This window comes from Bradyrhizobium sp. CCBAU 45384, from assembly GCF_028128665.1.
Taxonomy (GTDB): domain Bacteria; phylum Pseudomonadota; class Alphaproteobacteria; order Rhizobiales; family Xanthobacteraceae; genus Bradyrhizobium; species Bradyrhizobium manausense.
In genome coordinates this window covers 36100-54649 of record NZ_LBIZ01000109.1, presented here as the reverse complement: position 1 = coordinate 54649, position 18550 = coordinate 36100, and the positions used below count along the sequence as shown (strand labels likewise).

Here is an 18550-nt window from a genome sequence, read left to right as displayed (position 1 = left end):
CCGCCTCAATCAGACTTGCCGATTACAAGGATGCATTGAAGCGGTCATAGTCGCAACTATGCAGGGAGCCCGTACCAAAGTGACTGTCGAGCGAGGAAGAGAACCCGCAATGGGCTGAGCTGTGGTGCGCCCGCTGATTCGCTTTAGGTCTGCTTCGATCTGATCTGCCCCTTGGTTTCACCGCGCTTCGTCGCGCGGCTTCGCGACGGCGCCGTGTGCGGCGACAGACTTGACGTTTACAGCTATCACCTCGGAGCCTTCATCGCGCAAGCCAATCGTTAGCAAGGCGCGACGTCTTGGCGCATCGCGACACCCACCTTGCTTGAGGGAGCTTCTTCGCAATGCGGAGGCAATTGCGTTTTTGAAGCATGCTGCGATTCGTCTGACGCCGATAGAAAGCCACGTCGCCTACTTTCAGTCGGCATCGACCCGTGCTAGCAATACTGTCCGCCGACTACACCAAATGGTTCATCGCGCCTTTCGGCTGAAAGCGAATTATCGGGTTATCGGAGCATAGACGATATACTGGACTTGTTCGCGGTAATACTTCCGGATTTCTCCGGGCGCCGCCGTTCCGACCACCGCGACCAGACGCTCTTTTGCATCGCAGAAAAATTGTGTCCCGTAGGCGCCAGTCCATGTGACCTCACCTGGATTGCCGGAACCGCCGAGAGCCCTCGTTAAGCGTTCCAGCCACCCCGAGCCCGAAGCCGAAGCCGGCACGGTGCGTCTCCACATTGGCGACCTTATTTTTGATCCTGGCTCGGGGTGGCCGGGAGTCATGTGACGCACCGTCCTCGGACCAAGAATGCGCCGCCCATTGAGCTCGCCGCCGTTGAGCAGCATTTGTCCAAATGCGCACCAAGTCACCGACTGTCGCAAATCCGCAGGCTCCCGCGCTGTCAAAATTCGTTGGAATTTCGAGGAGCTCAATCTCTTGTGGTTTTCCCGTCAGCGGGTCGTGTGGAAATGGATGCGCCAGGCGCGCGTTGCGATTCCGACAAATGGAAAGTGGCATCTTGCATTTCGATTGGCTTCCACAAGTTGCTCGCAAGATAGTCGCCCAATGGCTGTCTGCTGACTTGTTCCACGACAGCTCCCAGCACATCGGTCTAGAGAAGCCTTGCGAATTCTGTCTCCGGTTGATGTGCTAGCGGCAGCTTGGCAATGGTTTCGATGAAAGCCTGCTTACCATCCCTTAGTGGCGGAGCAGCGAAATCGGGATAGAGACGCGCCACCTGGTCTGAGCTATTGGGGGGCGCGCCATCGGTGAGCCCAGATGTGTAGCGGTAAAGATCGTGGATCAAGATCGAAGAATTCTGCGTTTGAAATTTCAATGAACCGTCATGCTGTGGCACCCCCACCTTCATGCCTGCGAATTCCGGATAGTAATCCGTATGCCTTGCCTGCAAAGGCAGGCGACCTGCTCCATGAGGATAAGACCCGCAACGGCCACCATCGGCTTGGTCATAGAAGCAAGCGCGAATTTCGCGTCGAGCCGCATCGACCTTCCTTTTGCCGGATTGAGTTGTCCGGTCGCCTTGTAGTTAATCAGCTTGCCGTCTCTGGCGAGAGCAACCGCGCCGGCACGCGTTTACTCGCGATCTCCCGAGCTTAGAACTGGTCTAGCTTTGCAAGGCGCTGCCGAGAAACGCCGACGTCATCGGCCTTCGCTTTGGGGCAGAGGCGCGGACTGCACTCAATTGAAGCCGATTGCGGCTGCCGCTGCGACCATAACAAGGTTGTTCATTGTAGCCCCGAAAGGACGGATGGATCCGGTTTTGTAATATTGCGGCCCGGCGCTGTCGGATATATGTGGCTAGCAAGCCTCGGATGATTCGGTGCCTCGCCTAGCACTATGTCTGTCGATGATGGCTAAGGTGAAGATTGTCGCAAGGGCGAACAGCACCATACCAGCGGCAACCACACTTGCCTCGTGCCAACGCGACGCTTGGACGTAGTCTACGACGTAAGCCGATAACACCTTGGTGCGGCCAGGAATATTGCCGCCGATCATCATCACGACGCCGAATGTGCCGATGGTATGCGAAAATCCGAGCACGGCTGCTTTGACAAGCTCCAGTCGCGCTAGCGGCGCGCTGATGGCAATGAAGGCATACAATGGCGAGACACGCCCTGTCATTTCCAACGGGTGATCGCCGACCGCAACAAAGGCGCTACGTATCGGCTGCACGACCAATGGCAGCGCCGAGAGCACCGATCCGACCACGATACCCGCGAAGGTAAAAGCGAGCGTGCGCCCGCCCCAGAAAGAGGCGAGAACGCCACCCGGTCCGTCGGGGCCGAGCAAAACGAGTACGCAGAAGCCGAGAGCCGCTGGAGGTAGCACCAGCGGAAGTGCGATCATCGCGGCCACCGCCTCGCTCAAAAAAGTCTTTGAGCGGGCTAGCCACCAAGCGAGGGGCACACCAATCACGAGGAGGATCACGGTCGTCACGCTAGCGAGCTCGATCGTGAGCGCAATGGATTGCGAAATTTCTGACGAATCGATATTCACGTGCGTCGGCCCGCCGGTGAGCGCAGGTCGCCGTATCGTGACGGTGGTCGCCTGCATGTACGGCTCATCCAGAGATGCGGCGCGAATAGCCATTTGGTAGCGCGGCAACTCGTTGGGGCCGCCGAATTCACGCGCCTCGCTTCTGCGAGCAAGAGCAGCATCACAAGGCTCATCGACAATTCCTGTGACAAGTACGCCTCGATCCACCCGACGGTGGCAGCTTCTCCTTGTCATCAGCAATTCCTGTGCCGCGTGCGAGCTGTGGCGGCTCTATGCTCAATGGGGAAAATTGCGCAGACGCTGATGTCACTATGGAGTGGACCCAACGCTCTGTCAGATTTCAGGCATCTTTGTTCCCGAGCAGACAGCGACAGCCGCGCAACGAAAACGGCAGATTTCTACAAACCTCGACAGATGCCTGTTGCGTTTGTCGGCGGCTTAAACGCCGCCCTCGCCGGGGTCCTGGACGGCTCGCAGGAAGTCTGCCGCTCGGCAGCAACGCGAACGATCTAGCTGAGAAATCGCCGTAAGACTGATTCTGTGACGCGGTAAAGGCGCGAGGGGTCCGCCAGCAAAGGCGTGGAGACGCGCGCTCCGGCACCAACGAGCTTCGCCGCTCCCGGCAACGCAGTTCATCCCTCAAAGATCTTGTCCGCGCAATGGAGTTCCTAAACCGGCCTTCCATCCGGCAAATGCGTACAATCCAAAATATCAATTTCACCAATGCCACATACTGTTGCATCGATCTCAGCACTCGAGCCGAGACGTAACACCGCTAATGCGCGCTACGGTGCAACTTTTTGTTTCCTTGGGCGAACGCGGTACGAGCATTCAAGCCGTTGCCGCCGAACACAGGCTAGTTGTCCGCGACTTGTTGATCGGCCGCAGTTTGGGATCTGGTGCATATCTTGCTTAGCGAACAACGCAACTAAACGCCTGCCTTGCAAGGACGCGACGGCTCTCGGAACCGTCTTCAATCAGGGCAAGGCTAAAATGATTGGTCTCGTATGACGCTGTCGCCTCTCAACAGCGGCGGCTCACATTCGAGTATATTCGGGAAGGAAGCGTCATGACCACCAGGGCAACTGCGTTGCCTGTACGCGCGTCGCAAGCTTGGTATAAGATCCTCTACGTCCAGGTGCTAATCGCGATCTTAATTGGCGTCATGGTTGGCTGCCTATGGCCATCTGTCGCCACCAACGACTGGGTCAAGGCGCTTGGTGACGGGTTCATCAAGCTCATCAAGATGGTGATCGCGCCGATTATTTTCTGCACTGTCACATCTGGTATTGCGCATATTCAGGATGCGAAGAAAGTCGGGCGCGTCGGCGTCAAGGCGCTGGTCTATTTCGAGATCGTCTCCAGCTTTGCCTTGCTGTTGGGCCTTGTTATGGGCAATCTGGTCCAAATCGGCCATGGCCTTGCGGTCAAGCCGGATGCTGCGGCCGTCGCCAATTACGTGAAGCAGGCGGAAGCCTCGAAGACCGTCGATTTCTTTCTCAACATCATTCCTGATACCGTGGTCGGCGCCTTCGCTCGCGGCGATGTTCTGCAGGTTCTCTTGTTCGCGATTCTATTCGGCTTTTCGCTGATGGCGCTGGGAAACCGTGGGGAGCGGCTGCGCGGCATTATCGACGACGTCGCACACGCGGTGTTCGGCGTAATCGCTATCATCATGAAAGCGGCCCCGATCGGCGCCTTCGCCGCCATGGCCTTCACTGTCGGCAAGTTCGGGCCGGCAGCACTCGGTAATTTGATCGGCCTGATCGCGCTGTTTTACGCGACTGCGGCGCTATTTGTCGTAGTGGTGCTCGGTTTGATCGCGCGCCTCGTCGGCTTTTCAATCTTCAAGTTCATTATCTATATCAAGGACGAAATTCTGATCGTGCTCGGCACTTCGTCCTCTGAAAGCGCGCTGCCGCAACTCATGGAGAAACTCGAGCGGCTGGGCTGCTCCAAGCCCGTGGTCGGCTTGGTGGTGCCAACTGGCTACTCCTTCAACCTCGACGGCACCAATATCTATATGACGCTTGCGACATTGTTTATTGCCCAGGCACTCGGGGTCGAGCTCACCTTTAGCCAGCAGCTCACGATCCTGCTCGTGGCGATGCTAACGTCGAAGGGAGCAAGCGGCGTCACTGGCGCGGGCTTCATCACGCTCGCCGCGACGTTGTCGGTTGTCAACCCAGCGCTCGTGCCGGGCATGGCAATCGTGTTTTCAATCGATAAGTTCATGAGCGAGGTGCGCGCCCTTACCAACATCACGGGCAACGGCATCGCCGCCGTGTTCATATCCTGGTGGGAAGACGAGCTCGAGCACGCGACGCTGAAGAATCGGCTCAACCAGCCCACCGTTTCCACCACTGTCGACACTACCAGCACAATGAGGTAGGTTCTGGATCTTAACCGCCGCATTCGAGGACGCATTGAATGCAATCGCAGCTACATTCTCGTAGTTCGAATCACGGATTAGATGGTACCTCGACGGAGCGGTGGCGGCTCGCACACGGCTAGTGTGTCGGTTCGGCGTCGTTGGCGCGCGCTGGCCGGGTAACCGGAGGCAAATCTTCTCACCTAGGCGTGATGGCCCTAGGGCATAATAAGCAGTCGCGTAACTTCGCCTTCGTATCTCGGCACGTGACGATTGCGCTTTCTTCCGCATGCCGACCGTAAAGGCGAGATGAATCGTCCGGCAGCTTGTCCTTGTTCTTTCCGGTTCGGCGAGGCGCACCTGATTGTTCCGGCTCAACCTGTTGAGCGAACTTCAGCCGCTGTCCTCGTCCGGCTGGCGTGAGGGGTTGTCCTCGCTGCAGCCTTAAGCGCCTGCCCGGAAGTTATCGGCAGCGGAGGAAAGCAGACATCTCAGCTTCGATTCTATGGCAGTGCGCCCTATTGAAAGGTTTAGGACAACTATACGTATGTTTGTGATGCGTTTTTTCTTCGCGCGTGCTCAGTTCAGCAAGCAATCGATCTCGGAACCGCTCACAACGGGTGCTGGTTCCCCAGTATTGCCCCATTTTTGCCTAAAATGTTATAGCTCTCCGCCGGAGAACGGGCCGGACGGTACCAAAATGCATAGCCATATCAGTAGCTTAAGACGCTCAGCCCCTCAGTTTACCTTCGGCAGCATAACGCTGGCGGTGGTAACAGTGTCTTGCTTGTACCTTCAGGCGCATTTCGCCGCGACGGCGTTCGCCTATTTGTTAGTGGTGTTGCTGTTTTCGTTGATGGGCAGCTTCATCGCGTCGTCCGCGCTTTGCATCGTAGCCATCGCTGCTCTCGCTTATTACTTTGCGCCGCCGGTGTTCAGTCTGCGGATCGATGCCCCCCAAGATCTGCCCGTGATTGTTGCATTCTTTATTGCCTCGATTGTGGGAGCGCACCTGATCGGAAAGCTGCGCCAGGAAAGAGAGGCTGCGCGTGTGGCTGCGGCCAAGCTTCAGCGAAGTGCGGCCGATTTGGAGGACCGAGAAAAACGGTGGCGCACCATCTTCGAGCATAATCCGGCCATGTACTTTATGGTCGATGAAGCCGGCACTGTCCTCAACGTCAATACCCTCGGCGCGACACAACTCGGCTATGCTCGTGCTGAACTCATCGGTCGATCCGTGCTGGACGTATTTCTCGAGGAGGATCGCGCGTTCGTTCGCGAATGCGTTCGGACGTGCCTTGAGAATGTCGGACAAACGCGCACGTGGGACATCCAGAAAGTCAGGAAGGACGGCTCGGTGTTGTGGGTACGTGAAAACGCCAAAGCCATGCTCTGGGCGGATGAGCAGCCCATTATCCTTTGCGCCTGCGAAGATATCACGGAGCGAAGGCGGACCGAACTTGCCCTGCAGCGGAGCGAAGCACATTTGGCCCAGGCGCAGGAGTTGAGTCACACAGGGAGCTTCAGCTGGAACCCCACTACGGGCGAGGCCTTCTGGTCCAAAGAAACATTTCGGATTTTCCAATTAGCCCCTCAGACAATGCCACCGGGGCCGCAGCTCGTCGTCGAGCGCACTCATCCAGATGATAGACCTTCGGTTAGAGAAACTCTCGATCGCGCGATGCGAGATCCGAGCGATTTCGAGCACGAGTACCGGCTTCTGCTACCGGACGGCTCGGTAAAGCACATTCATGCGCAGGCGCGAGCGACGAGGACAGCCTCTGGTGACATCGAGTTTGTTGGGGCGGCTACCGATATTACGGCGACGAAGCGAGCAGAACAGCAGCTGCGGCGCAGCGAGGCCTATCTGGCCGAGGCCCAGCATCTCACCCATACAGGCAGCTGGTCCTGGGACGTCCATGCTCTAGATTTCATTTATCGCTCTGCTGAGGTTGATCGCCTATTTGGCTTTAAACCACAAGAGCCGGTTTCGATAGAGACTATTCGATCGCGCATCCATCCGGAAGACTTGCCACGGTTACAGGAGGTGCAGCGGCAGGCGATTGAACAGGTGGAAGAACGATTCGAGTATGATTTTCGTATTCTTCTGCCAGATGGCGGGATAAGGCGCATACACTCCGTTGCACACATTGTCGTCGGCAGCGACGGTAATGTCACCGAGCTGATCGGAACACACATGGATGTCACCGAGCAGCACGCAGCAAGGGAACGCCTGGAAAATACACTTGTCGCGCTGCGCGAAAGCGAGCAGCGCTTTCGCGACTACGCCGAGACAGCTTCCGACTGGCTCTGGGAGACCGGGCCAGATCATCGAGTCACTCACTTGTCCGAGCACACCAGCGCTGCAGGAATTTTAGCGACAGGATTGATGGGCCTGCCTCGCTGGGACATTGCGTGCGACACGGAAGAGGAACCCGAGAAGTGGCGTCAGCATCGGGCGACTTTGCAGGCGCATCTGCCGTTTCGGGATCTCATCTACCGTACCGTGAATCGGACGGGATCTCCGATCTATGTCCGCACGAGTGGCAAGCCCTTCTTCGACGGCAACGGAACTTTTCTGGGCTATCGGGGCGTCAGCACTGATATAACGGCCCTCATACGCGCTGATCAGGCCGAACAAGAGCTGCGAAAGGCACAAGCGGAGCTTGCACATGTGACGCGTGTAACGACGTTAGGAGAACTGACGACTTCCATCGCTCACGAGATAAACCAACCACTCGCCGCTATTCTCAACAACGCCGATGCGTGCCTCGGCTGGATGGCTCGGGAAGCTCCTGATCTTGCCGCCGCGCGCTCTTCGGTGGAATGGATCATCGAAGACGCAATCCGGGCAAGCGAGGTGATCCGCAGTGTTCGCGCGCTCGCGAAGAAGGGCGAGATTGAGATGGTGCCACTCGACATCAATGAGGTCGTTAGGGACGTCATTGCGCTGGTAACACGAGAGCTGGTGAGCCACCGAGTGACATTGCGAACCGAGTTGGCGGCCGCGCTGCCTAGGATCCTCGGTGACCGAATTCAGCTACAACAGGTGATCATCAATCTGGTAATGAACGGAATAGAGGCGATGGACGCAGTTACAGACCGGCCGCGCAAACTTCTGATTCAATCATCCAAGAACGATCTGGGGCACGTGCAGCTTGCCGTGTCCGATTGCGGCGTCGGGATCGCCGAGAAGGACGCTGACCACGTCTTGGACCCCTTCTTCACCACCAAGTCGAGTGGCCTTGGAATGGGCCTTTCGATCTGCCGTTCCATCGTGGAAGTTCATGGAGGGCGGCTATCGTTTCTCCAGAAAAATGAACCGGGCGCGACCTTCCAGTTTGTCCTGCCCGTGCACAAGGAGGCCCTCCAGTGACAGGACGATTGAACTCGCCAGGTGAGGCTAGCAACGCCGAGGCCTCGACGAAGGCGATCGTCTTTGTCGTTGAGGATGACATCTCCGTGCGCCGCTCGCTTACGAACCTTTTTCAACAGGTAGGGTTGGAGGTCGTTGCGTTTGGATCGGCCCGTGAAATGCTGCAGAGCACAATTCCGGACGTCACAAGCTGTCTAGTTCTTGATGTCCGGCTGCCTGGCCTCAGCGGCCTTGACTACCAGGCCGAGCTGGCAAGGTTGAACATACACATCCCGATCATTTTCATCACCGGCCATGGCGACATTCCAATGACGGTCAAGGCCATGAAGGGAGGTGCGGTCGATTTTCTCAGCAAGCCGTTCCGCGATCAGGAACTGCTTGATGCCGTGGTTGCGGCGACCGAACGGGATCGCAAAAGACGAGAAGCTCAGCGAATCGTCGCGAACCTGCAGTCTTTATTTGAGACCTTAAGCCCGCGCGAGCAGGCAGTGATGAAACTGGTTGCGGCCGGCCTGATGAATAAGCAGGTAGCCGCGGAACTTGGGCTGGCCGAGATTACGGTGAAGATCTACCGGGGTCACGTAATGAAAAAGATGCGTGCCCGGTCGCTGGCCGACCTGATCAGAATAAGCGAGACGCTGGGAATTTGCGTCAATCGTTCCGAACAAACGCAAGTATGATTTTACAATTCCGTCACTTCAGCCACTTTTCGCCGAAAGTGGCTAGCGCTTTGGCTGCCGCTGTACTGCGTCGGGAGTGCTCTTCTTGTCCACGCCTTTGATTTCCGTCGTTGACGACGACGTCTCCGTCCGTGCGTCGACAGAAAACCTGTTGAAATCGCGTGGCTACGTCGTGCAGATATTTGCGTCGGCCGAGGCACTCCTGCGGTCGCCGCACTTGAGTGAGACATCTTGTGTCATTACCGATGTGCAGATGTCGGCTATGAGTGGGCTGGAGCTACTGACAGAGATGCGGACGCGTGGTTACGACGCACCTTTCATTTTCATTACAGCTTTCCCCAACGAACGCGTGCGCGCGTCAGCCCTGGACGCCGGGGCGATTGGCTTCCTCGCCAAGCCATTTGGCGGGCAAGAGCTACTCAAGTGCCTCGACATCGCATTGAAGGCACGTGGCGAGAGAGGTGACATCTGATTCGATCAACCTGCGAGTTCTTGTCCGATCTAAATGCTCGTCGGAACGACGATCACGCACCGAGCAACGTCTTCGCAGTCGGAACCGCGACTTGCACGCCCACGCTTTACTGACTGTGGGCGGCTGCAGAACAACAACTCCGCGAGAGACGGAGAGTACGCCGGCTTGATTCATTCCAGGTCAGCGCTCAAAGTAATGCTGCCCCAGAGCCATCGACGCCTCTCAGCACTTCTTGCTCCATCTGGAACAGAGTTGGCCCCGAGGCGCTCGGCAAGCACGAGATTGGTTGTGTTGAGCCCGACGGCGGTGACGATGAAATGGAGCTTCGCCCAGGCCGCCCTTCGTCTTGGTTACCGCTTTTGGAAAGAGCTCTGTACGATGCTCTTGCTCACGGCGTCGTTGTGTCCGTCGACGCATGCCCGCCATCTTATCGATCCGGCGCCGCTTCGCTGTGCATTTCCTGGCCAACTGACTCACGGCAGGCGCCTACGCTCCTACTACTTCGTAGACCATCTGTAGAAAACTTCTGGTCTCCAAGCCATCCAATGTGCTCCGCGCAACACGCCCGGCCCTTGGCGGCCGGGTGCACTTTGCCGGCACCCCATATGCAGGTGCTCGATCAGCGAGCATTGTCGTAATTGCCTCGCGCGGTGAGCCCCTACTTTCAAGGCTCAAACAATTAGCAACCGCTAAGCCAAGGACCACTCTTGGGGCAGTATTCTGAGCGAACCGGAGGAACTCTCGGCCGAAACGGCGACAAACACAGAGGAGCCCGTGACCTTGCCCCACGGGCTTAATCCAGTTTGAAGTTCGTTCTGGCCACAACAAGGACCAGAGCATGAAGCGCAGCCGCTTTTCGGAAGAGATCATCGGGATTTTGAAGGAGCATGAGGCCGGCGTGTCGGTTGCCGAGCTGTTCCGCAAGCATGGCGTCAGCGACGCCAGCATCTACAAATGGAAGGCCAAGTTCGGTGGGCTGGAGGTGTCGGAGGCCAAGCGGCTGAAGACGCTGGAGGACGAGAATACGCGGCTGAAACGGTTGCTGGCCGACTCCATGCTGGACAATGCCGCGAGGACCTCTTGGGAAAGAAGTGGTGACGCCCGCGGCCAAGCGGAAGGCTGTCGCACATCTCGTGGCTGCTCACAGGATGAGCGAACGGCGGGCGTGTAAAGCCATCGGCTGCTGCCGCATGACCATGAGATGCCAAACGACCCGGGCGGACGAAGCCGGCCTTCGCCAGCGCATGAGGGCGATCGCCCAGGAGCGCCGTCGCTTCGGCTATCGGCGCCTGCACGTTCTGCTCAAGCGGGAGGGCTACGTGATCAACCACAAGAAGCTGTTCCGGCTCTACCGGGAAGAGAGGCTTGCGGTGCGTCGCCGTGGCGGCCGCAAGCGGGCGATCGGGATCCGGGCGCCGATGACGGTCGCGATGGCGCCGAATGACCGCTGGTCTCTCGACTTCGTGTCGGATCAGCTCACCGATGGCCGCCGCTTCCGCAACCTCACCGTCGTCGATGATTGCACCCGCGAGTGCCTGGCGCTGGTGGCCGACACCTCGCTGTCTGGCTCCCGGGTGGCGCGGGAGCTGGATCGGCTGATCATCGAGCGCGGCAAGCCCAAAATGGTGGTCAGCGACAACGGCACCGAATTGACCAGCAACGCCATCCTGACATGGGCCGATCAGAGCCGCGTCGCCTGGCATTACATCGCCCCCGGCAAGCCGACGCAGAATGCCTTCATCGAAAGCTTCGATGGCCGTCTCCGAGGCGAATTGCTGAACGAGACGCTGTTCACGTCGCTGGGCCAAACCGGAGTCGCAGTCTTGGTGCTCCCGTCGGACATACATTTCCGCATCTAAATTAGGCTTGTTAGGCCCAGCGGCGCACCGGCGAGACGTGATTGTACATGCCATAGACCTCGGCGTATTGGGATGCACTTCGAGCGGGCTGACATGGGATTAGCAACGCCCGTCGAACGCGATACTGCCGATAACGATATTGGAGCGCGCGCTCTATCACGTCGGCTTATCTGTCCAGTTGCATCTCCAGCATACGGCGCGCGAACATTATCAAGCCAATGGAGGCGCAACCTTCCGCGTACGCGGCATCATTCAGCAAATCGTAGTCGCTGCTGAACGCTTCGCCGGTACCTTGCGAGCCGATGGCTCCGGTAATATAGATCTGGCGCTCGACCATGTTTCGCCATAGCCGTAGGCAAGTTTGGCGCTGTTGCTCGTTCTTGCGCAGACGCGCGAGATGAGCTACTGCCGTCATGAGGTATACAAAACGAACCGCAAAATACCGGGATCGTTTTCTTTCTGAGCTCGCCCACGCTATTGGTGGCCTCAATGCTCCGCTATAACATTGTGGCCTTATTCCACAGTCACCGATTTTGCTAGATTACGTGGCTGATCCACGTCCGCGCCCCTTACGAGGGCGGTATGGTAAGCCAAGAGCTGAACCGGAACGGCATAGAGCATCGGCGTAAAGCTTGCGACCATCTCAGGCAGCACAATGGTCATGAGTGTGTCCACCGCCGCTTCCATAGCACCTTTCGAATCGGTGATCAGGATGATCTTGCCGCCCCGAGCCGCAACTTCTTGCATATTCGAGACGGTCTTCGCGAACACATCGTCATAGGGCGCGATCACCACCACAGGCACGGCTTCATCGATCAGTGCGATCGCTCCGTGCTTGAGCTCGCCGGCGGCATAACCTTCTGAATGGATATAGGCAATTTCCTTCAGCTTGAGTGCGCCCTCCAACGCCAGGGGAGCCGATGTGCTACGACCGAGATAGAGCACGTCCCTTGAATCGGCGATATAGCGCGCGAGTTTCTCGATCTGCGGCTCGATCAACAGCGCCGCAGCAATCAACCGCGGCACTTCGATAAGCTCACGCACGAGCCTTGTTTCATCGATCTCAGACAGCTTACCGCGCTCTTTGCCTGCTGCGACGGCAAGCGCCGCCAATACCATCAGCTGGCAGATGAATGCCTTGGTGGAGGCGACGCCGATTTCCGGCCCCGCCAGCGTCGGCAGAACGGATTCGCTCTCTCGCGCAATCGTCGACGTCGCGACGTTGACCACAGATATCGTGTGCACGCCCTGGTCCTTGGCGTATCGCAACGCAGCTAGCGTGTCAGCGGTCTCGCCCGACTGCGAGATGACGATCGCGAGATCACCCCGGCGCAAAGGCGGCTCCCTGTAGCGGAACTCGGACGCTACATCGATCTCGACAGGCAAGCGCGCCAGCCGCTCGAACCAGTATTTGGCGATGTGCCCGGCATAGCTTGCAGTGCCGCACGCGGTAATAGTGATGCGCTGAATGGATTTAAAGTCGAACGGCAATGTGACCGGCAGGGCGACGCGCTTGGCCGCCATGTCGACATAATGCGCCAATGTCTGGCCGGCTACTGTCGGCTGCTCGTGGATTTCCTTGGCCATGAAGTGGCGATAATTCGCTTTGTCCACAAGGAGTGACGATACGCCAGACTTTGATGTTGCCCTCTGGACGACAAATCCGCCTGCGCTATAAATGATGCACATCGTGCGCGTAAGCACGGCCCAATCGCCGTCTTCAAGATAGGTGATGGTGTCGGTCAAAGGCGCGAGCGCGAGCGCGTCAGATCCTAAATACACTTCGCCGTCACCATGTCCGATCGCAAGGGGTGACCCCCTACGCGCACCGATCAAAAGATCGTCGTGGGCTTTGAAAAGGAACGCGAGCGCGAAGGCACCGCGCAGCCGTGGCAGCGACGCTTTTACCGCATCCTGCGGCGAATAGCCTCTCTTGAGATAAGATTCGACGAGATGCGCCACCACCTCCGTGTCTGTCTCTGAGTGAAACTGGGCTCCATTACGCTCCAGTTCGGCTCGCAGCTCGCGAAAATTCTCGATGATCCCGTTATGAACGACCGCCACATTTTCCGTCGCATGCGGGTGAGCATTGCTCTCGGTCGGTTTTCCATGAGTCGCCCAGCGGGTATGACCGATGCCGGTATGACCCAACGGCGGACAATAGCGCAGCTGCTCTTCAAGGTTTCTCAGCTTACCTTCAGCGCGCCGGCGCTCGATACGGAGACCTTCGAGAGTCGCGAGGCCTGCGGAGTCATAGCCACGATATTCCAATCGCTTGAGCGACGCGACCAACTGGCCAACGACCGGACCACGCCCCAAAATGCCAACAATTCCACACATATCGATCAATGCAGCCCCAAGTTCAAGGAGTTCGAGGTTCCCCTACAGGAATCCGATCATGAAATTCGCTTGCCCGATGGTAACAGGTGTCAGTTCGGGCTTTTTCGCAGCCGCCTGTATCGCCACCGCATTCGCAAGCGTGAGTTAGACCTCCTTCAGCCATCATCGCTTCGCCCGGCTACATTGCCGATCGACCACAAACTGCGCTGCAGCTCTGGATTGAATTGTTCTGTGCTACCGAAACACATTTTGCCGGCGCGGGTTTAAGAGGCTCATCATACTCGTACCGAGGCAAGTTATGCTCATCGAGATTAGACAATTGGCAGCGAAGCTCCATTGTACGAGCGTAAACTTTCGATATCGAAACGTTGGAACATCTATACCAACGTTTACTACTCTTGCTCATCTTGTCTTGAGTCGACAGCTCCACTGCCTGCCGCGAGCTTGATATTGGCAACAGCGCTAATCACGGGCAATGAATTGACCGCCAAGATCGGGGGTTCTGTACGGAAGTTGACAGTAGGGGTGCGCTTTCTAGACTACGAATTGACGTGCAGGCTTTACTGTGCGCTTGCTTGCATCCCATCATCCGGCAAATGCATCGATGACTGCGGCCTCAGCTCGTCGCTCTCCCAAGCCGTGACGAGACCACGGGTATGCGTACTTGCGTCTGAGCATAGATAGGAACACAGATCGTCGACTTCTATCTCGTTGGAGATTTAGTCCGAACAAGCGCGCCCTTGTGCTCGCAACGGCGATCGCATCCATCTCGCCTGCTTAGGGATCATCGCGGATATAAGCCAGGATGCGAGCGTTAGTTGACTCTGATGTTTTGAAGATTGATGCGTTGACACACTCCAGTCCAATCTAAATCTATGTATATAGTGTGCTTTCCTACCTGATGTGTATGACTGGACCTAACGATCGCTTTCCTCAAATTGCGGGTGGAGCGGGCTTGCGCATCTAGACTTCTCGAGAAACGGCTCCCAATCGCGTTTCACAGGGCTTTCTTTCCGGCGCAACTAAGAGAGACCATGACGGCTCAGTACTCAAAGCGTCGCGTTGCGCTGATCACCGGTGTCACCGGGCAGGACGGAGCATATCTCGCCGAGTATTTGCTCGGTCTCGGCTACGACGTGCACGGGATCAAGCGCCGGTCGTCCTCGTTCAACACCGCGCGCGTCGATCATCTCTACCAGGATCCGCATGCCGGCAGCGTGCCGTTCCTGATGCACTATGGCGACATGACGGATTCGACCAATCTGATCCGGCTGGTGCAGCAGATCCGGCCGACCGAGATTTATAACCTGGCCGCCCAGAGCCACGTCCAGGTCAGTTTCGAGAGCCCGGAATACACAGCCAACGCCGACGCAATCGGCGTTCTGCGCCTTTTGGAAGCGATCCGCATACTCGGCATGGAAAAGGAGACGCGGTTCTACCAGGCCTCGACCTCGGAGCTTTTCGGGCTCGTGCAAGAGGTGCCGCAGAAGGAAACCACGCCATTCTATCCGCGTTCGCCCTATGGCGTTGCCAAGCTTTATGGCTACTGGATCACGGTGAACTACCGTGAGGCCTATGGCATTTTTGCCAGCAACGGCATCCTTTTCAACCATGAGAGCCCGACCCGCGGCGAGACCTTCGTGTCGCGCAAGATCACCCGCGCCGTCGCCCGCATCGAGGTAGGCCTGGAGAACACGCTCTATCTCGGCAATCTCGACGCCAAGCGCGACTGGGGCCATGCCCGCGACTATGTCGATGGGATGCACAGGATCCTGCAGATTGACGAGCCCGGCGACTTCGTGCTCGCGACAGGCGAGACGCGGCCGGTCCGCGAGTTCGTCGAGGTGGCGTTTGCCGAGGTCGGGCGCAGCATCGAATGGCGCGGCAGGGGCGTCGAGGAGGTCGGCGTGGACAAGGCCTCCGGCAAGACCCTGGTGCAGATCGATCCGACCTATTTCCGTCCGACCGAGGTTGATCTCCTGATCGGTGACGCCAGCAAGGCGCGCGCGAAGCTCGGCTGGGCTCCGAAGACGCCGTTCTCGCAACTGGTGAAGGAAATGGTCGCCAGCGATCTCGTCGAAGCCTTGCAGGATGCGACCAATGGCAAGCGCGGCGTTTGAACTGAAGGGTAAGACGGTTTTCGTTGCGGGCCATCGCGGCATGGTCGGCGCGGCGCTGATGCGCCGGCTAGCACGCGAACAGGCCGATGTCTTGACGGTGCCGCGCAGCGAACTCGATTTGCGCGATCAGGCCGCGGTGAACGCCTGGTTTGCCGCGAAGCGGCCGCAAGCCGTATTCCTCGCCGCAGCCAAGGTCGGCGGCATCGTCGCTAACAACGCGCTGCGCGCCGAGTTTCTCCACGACAATCTGGCGATATCGAGCAACGTGATCCAGGCGGCGCATGCCAATGGGTGCGAGAAGCTGATGTTCTTCGGCTCCTCCTGCATCTATCCGCGCCTGGCGCCGCAGCCGCTGCGAGAGGATTCGATATTGACCGGCCCGCTGGAACCGACCAACGAACCCTATGCCATCGCCAAGATCGCCGGCATCAAGATGGCCCAGGCCTATCGCAGCCAGTACGGCGCCGATTTTATCAGCGTGATGCCGACTAATCTCTACGGCCCCGGGGACAATTATCACCCCGAATACAGCCACGTCGTCGCCGCGCTGATCCGCCGCTTCCACGAGGCCAAGATTTCGGGCGGCCGCAACGTCGTGGTGTGGGGCACCGGCACGCCGCGCCGCGAATTCCTCTATGTCGATGATCTCGCCGATGCCTGCATCCATCTGATGAAGGCCTATTCCTCGCCGGAACTGGTCAATATCGGTACCGGCGAGGACATCAGCATCGCCGACTTCGCACTCATGGTCGCGGCCGCCGTCGGTTTTCGCGGCGAGATCAGCTTCGATACGTCGCGCCCGGACGGCACGCCGCGCAAGCTGCTCGACGTGCGTCGGCTGTCCGGGCTCGGCTGGCACGCCACGACTTCGCTAAAGGATGGCATTCAGCTGGCATACCAGGCGTATCGGGCTGACCGACGGACGGCACCAGAGTGATTCGCTCATTCCCGGATAAGGGGCCGATCCTACGATGAACCGGCGGTGATTTTCCGTCCTAGCAGGGTCGCTGCTTACGTAACGATCAATCTTGCTTCGCAAGTTGACGAACGTTCATTTTCAACAGCTGCCCTCAGTTCGCTGCCAAAGACCCCTGCCGACTTGCTGGAAAGGAGAATGATCATGATCGAGACGTGCCGCCAGCTCTTGTGAGCTCATCGACTCTAAATCCCAAACGCCAACGGACGATCACTAGCCGGAAGCGTACCGGCGCTCCCTTCCTCTTGGCCAATGCCTTAGCGATGGCCGGTCATCATCATCCTCGCCGACAGCATCACGATGGACATGAGCGCGCCTAACATCCCGAACGCCATGGGCAAGCCAAACATGTGTGCGATAAGCCCGATGCCGGCTGGCCCGACGAGTATACCCGCGTAGCCGCCTGTCGTGATGACCGCGATCGCCATGCCTGCTGGCATCACATTCTGTTTGCCGGCGCGTCGACACAGTACGGGTACAACATTTGAAATACCCAATCCAACAAGCAGGAACCCTGCCAGAGCAATGAACGCAACGGGCGCGGCCACCACGGCCAAGAAGCCTGTTACCATTAGTACAGTCCCGAGCATCAATGTGGCACTGTCGCCGATTCGCGCCACCACGGCATCTCCGCGTAGACGCCCGGCGGCCATGGCGATTGAGAAGAGCATACAACCAATGCCCCCGTGCGCCTCCGCGAGAAGATCTCGTTCAACGAGAAGCAAAGCGCTCCAATCGAGCATTGCACCTTCTACAAGAAAGGTGATACCCGCGAGCACCGCTATGAGCAACACACTGCGGTGGGGCACGACAAATAATGGCCCCTGCTGTCTCGAACGCGTTGCTAGCAACCTCGGCCAGGCTGTCACAATCGCGATCGTTACTAACGCCGAACAGACTAACGTCGAGAGAAGCGAGCCACACCGCAGCGAGACGAGTGAAGTGACCGCGGCAGAGCCGGTGACTTCCCCAATGCTGTACCGGGCGTGGAAGCCGGACATCAATAGACGGCCGGTGGCGCGCTCCAGTTCAATCGCATGAATATTCATGGCTACATCGATCGAGCCGAGTGAAACGCCGAAAGCAAATAGCGTGGCACCGAGCCTTACAGGTGTGTCGGCAATTGCAAGGCAAGGCAGGATCATCGCAAGTCCAAGTCCGCCCGCGAGGATAATGGGTCTGCTGCCGTACCGCGAATTCAACACGCTGGTCAAAAGCATCGCGACGACGGATCCCGTTCCGAGACAGAGGAGCAGTAGACCAAGCATGCGGTCATCTACCGCGAGCCGCTCCTTGGCGAGTGGCACCAAAGGCGCCCAGGCCGCGAGCCCGAATCCGGCCACAAAAAATGTCAGGCGCGTCCCAAGCAGGCCGGAGGACAAATTGGCACATGGTATCACGGACGCTCCTGAGAGAACGGTCTCGCGGGCGCGGCGCCCCTCATCCTGCGTGCGTTGGCTGCAACGGGCGCGCGGCTCGACGATTATGGTCACAAGTTGACGCTTTTCATGCCTGCAAATGCGATGCCGTCACGAATACTGAAATGCGTCACACGGAGAGCGACAAGTAGGGTGATCCTCGAGCCCCAGGGGATGGCGGTGTTTCGGCCAATCTCTCGGATGAGCTGGCCATCCGAGGGCGATTGTTCTTGCTTGTCTGCGACGGCCGGAGGCGCAACGCTCAGTATGGCTTGTCGCAACGCCTACAAAACCGACGGCGCCCGACGCCTCTATGGAGTTGGCGCTAACACGGCCGTAGGTTTTCCGACAGCTTTGCACAATCGGAAGCTCTCATCACGAGTGACGGCGCTGTCTCGCGAGATCAATAAAACGAGCCCC

General features: G+C 58.1%; 13 protein-coding genes and 1 pseudogene. 7 read left to right on the top strand and 7 right to left on the bottom strand.

Annotation, left to right across the window (positions count from 1 at the left end; all coding sequences use genetic code 11):
- Positions 1–929 precede the first annotated feature (929 nt).
- The 4 genes from XH80_RS44040 to XH80_RS19890 all read right to left on the bottom strand — a co-directional run bounded on the left by XH80_RS44040 (position 930) and on the right by XH80_RS19890 (position 2518).
- Positions 930–1091, bottom strand: a complete 162-nt coding sequence (locus XH80_RS44040) for a hypothetical protein (protein WP_442869157.1) — start codon at positions 1089–1091, stop codon at positions 930–932.
- A 21-nt stretch (positions 1092–1112) separates the two neighbouring features.
- Entirely contained in the window at positions 1113–1370 is a 258-nt protein-coding gene (locus XH80_RS44035) for a hypothetical protein (RefSeq protein ID WP_442869156.1), read from the bottom strand.
- Positions 1367–1552, bottom strand: a complete 186-nt coding sequence (locus tag XH80_RS44030; protein WP_442869163.1) for a hypothetical protein — start codon at positions 1550–1552, stop codon at positions 1367–1369. Before XH80_RS44030 ends, XH80_RS44035 begins: the two co-directional genes overlap by 4 nt.
- A gap of 267 nt (positions 1553–1819) precedes the next feature.
- Positions 1820–2518: a molybdate ABC transporter permease subunit gene (locus XH80_RS19890; RefSeq protein ID WP_271600170.1), complete on the bottom strand. Its 699-nt coding sequence runs from the start codon at positions 2516–2518 to the stop codon at positions 1820–1822.
- Between the two features lie 1069 nt (positions 2519–3587).
- Between XH80_RS19890 and dctA the strand changes: the two genes are divergently transcribed.
- From dctA to XH80_RS19865, 5 genes and pseudogenes are all read left to right on the top strand, one after another.
- Positions 3588–4910 carry a C4-dicarboxylate transporter DctA gene (gene dctA, locus XH80_RS19885; protein WP_271600019.1) on the top strand — a complete coding sequence of 441 codons (1323 nt, stop codon included), beginning with the start codon at positions 3588–3590 and terminating at the stop codon, positions 4908–4910.
- 679 nt (positions 4911–5589) lie between these two features.
- On the top strand, positions 5590–8265 hold the full coding sequence (locus XH80_RS19880) for a PAS domain S-box protein (protein WP_271600018.1): 2676 nt from the start codon (positions 5590–5592) through the stop codon (positions 8263–8265).
- Entirely contained in the window at positions 8262–8945 is a 684-nt protein-coding gene (locus XH80_RS19875; protein ID WP_271600017.1) for a response regulator transcription factor, read from the top strand. The genes XH80_RS19880 and XH80_RS19875 overlap by 4 nt, the downstream gene beginning before the upstream one ends.
- Positions 8946–9030: 85 nt before the next feature.
- Positions 9031–9417, top strand: coding sequence for a response regulator transcription factor (locus tag XH80_RS19870; RefSeq protein WP_271600016.1), 387 nt, complete (start codon positions 9031–9033; stop codon positions 9415–9417).
- A gap of 838 nt (positions 9418–10255) precedes the next feature.
- Positions 10256–11240, top strand: a pseudogene (locus XH80_RS19865) (IS3 family transposase); the annotation flags it as partial.
- A 202-nt stretch (positions 11241–11442) separates the two neighbouring features.
- Here the strand turns inward: XH80_RS19865 and XH80_RS19860 are convergent.
- Positions 11443–11766 (bottom strand): beta-L-arabinofuranosidase domain-containing protein, encoded by a 324-nt coding sequence (locus XH80_RS19860; RefSeq protein ID WP_271600015.1) that lies wholly within the window; start codon positions 11764–11766, stop codon positions 11443–11445.
- A gap of 23 nt (positions 11767–11789) precedes the next feature.
- Positions 11790–13616, bottom strand: coding sequence for a glutamine--fructose-6-phosphate transaminase (isomerizing) (glmS, locus tag XH80_RS19855; protein ID WP_271600169.1), 1827 nt, complete (start codon positions 13614–13616; stop codon positions 11790–11792).
- A gap of 1034 nt (positions 13617–14650) precedes the next feature.
- Between glmS and gmd the strand changes: the two genes are divergently transcribed.
- Together gmd and XH80_RS19845 are read left to right on the top strand one after the other, a co-directional pair.
- Positions 14651–15736, top strand: coding sequence for a GDP-mannose 4,6-dehydratase (gene gmd, locus XH80_RS19850; protein ID WP_271600014.1), 1086 nt, complete (start codon positions 14651–14653; stop codon positions 15734–15736).
- Entirely contained in the window at positions 15717–16673 is a 957-nt protein-coding gene (locus XH80_RS19845) for a GDP-L-fucose synthase family protein (protein WP_271600013.1), read from the top strand. Before gmd ends, XH80_RS19845 begins: the two co-directional genes overlap by 20 nt.
- A 296-nt stretch (positions 16674–16969) precedes the next feature.
- Here the strand turns inward: XH80_RS19845 and XH80_RS19840 are convergent, their stop codons facing one another.
- On the bottom strand, positions 16970–18112 hold the full coding sequence (locus XH80_RS19840; RefSeq protein ID WP_333968838.1) for an MFS transporter: 1143 nt from the start codon (positions 18110–18112) through the stop codon (positions 16970–16972).
- Between the last annotated feature and the right edge of the window lie 438 nt (positions 18113–18550).